The 1,098-nt window shown below is 69.0% G+C and carries 3 protein-coding genes; 1 reads left to right on the top strand and 2 read right to left on the bottom strand.

Features of this window, described 5'->3' with window-relative positions; translation table 11 throughout:
- Window positions 1–108: acyl-CoA dehydrogenase family protein (locus IH61_RS49400; protein ID WP_167344968.1), on the bottom strand; the 108-nt coding region annotated here is incomplete at its 3' end.
- Between the two features lie 162 nt (window positions 109–270).
- On the opposite strand from IH61_RS49400, the gene IH61_RS43785 reads away from it, so the two are divergent.
- Window positions 271–705 carry a Zn-ribbon domain-containing OB-fold protein gene (locus IH61_RS43785; protein WP_051838788.1) on the top strand — a complete coding sequence of 145 codons (435 nt, stop codon included), beginning with the start codon at window positions 271–273 and terminating at the stop codon, window positions 703–705.
- Window positions 706–812: 107 nt separating this feature from the next.
- Here the strand turns inward: IH61_RS43785 and IH61_RS0139840 are convergent.
- Window positions 813–1,098 (bottom strand): electron transfer flavoprotein subunit alpha/FixB family protein (locus IH61_RS0139840; RefSeq protein WP_031079342.1); only part of this gene is annotated, 286 nt, incomplete at its 5' end.

The raw sequence follows: 1,098 nt of genomic DNA, 5'->3' as shown, positions 1-1,098 counted from the left end.
CACCTCCGCCGCGAACGGAGCGATCTTCGCCTCGGCCAGCGAACGCACCGCCTCACGGAGCATCTCGTGCTCCTCGGAGATACGGAAGAGATCGAAGTCCTGGCTCATGGTCGCCACTCCTGTTTCACGACGGTACTCAGTACCCTTCATTATGCATGCGCGCAGCAAAAAGGGAACTCAGTGCCTTCACATGACGGCACTGAGTTCCCTATCCTTTTTTCTGCCGAACTTCTGCCGAACGCTCCGGTCCGAACGCAGGGAGATGACAGCGTGGTCCACCCCACCATCGACGCCGACAGCCCGATCGCCACGCTGTACTTCCAGCGCTGCGCCTGGTGCGGCAACCCGACCTTCCAGCGCTTGCTGTGCCCCACCTGCGGCTCCACCGAGCTGGAGCTGGAGCCGAGCGAGGGAACGGGCGTCGTACGCCGCTGCGAGGTCGAGCAGGCCCGCACCCCGCTGGTCCGTCAGAAGTCGCTGATCCGGATGGCGGAGGGCTTCGACGTCTGGTGCATCGTGGACGGGCTGCGCAGCACCGTGCCGGTCGGCACCCGGGTGCGGCTGCTCCCCTCCCCCGAGGGCGACCAGCCGGAGCTGCGGCTGCTGCCGATGGAGGAGCCGCAGCACCCGCTGGACGCCGAGCCGCGCCCGCTGCCGCCGTCCCGGGGCGGGTTCACCCAGCACCTGGCGGCCTTCGCCGAGTAGGGGTGCGCGCCGTATCCGGATTCGGCGCTGATCCGGATACGGATACGGAAGGAGGGCGTGGCCCCCGGGGTACCGGGTGCCACGCCCTCCTTCGGTGTGCTGCAGGGTCAGCCCTTGCGGGAGTTGACCTCGGCGGTCAGCTGCGGCAGGACCTCGAAGAGGTCGCCGACGACGCCGTAGTCGGCGAGCTCGAAGATCGGGGCCTCGGGGTCCTTGTTGACGGCCACGATGGTCTTCGAGGTCTGCATGCCGGCGCGGTGCTGGATGGCGCCGGAGATGCCGTTGGCCACGTACAGCTGCGGGGAGACCTGCTTGCCGGTCTGGCCGACCTGGCTGGTGTGCGGGTACCAGCCGGCGTCGACGGCCGCGCGCGAGGCACCGACGGCCGCGCCG

Source organism: Streptomyces sp. NRRL WC-3742 (genome assembly GCF_000720635.1).
Lineage (GTDB): Bacteria > Actinomycetota > Actinomycetes > Streptomycetales > Streptomycetaceae > Kitasatospora.
This window is presented reverse-complemented; position numbering and strand designations above follow the sequence as displayed.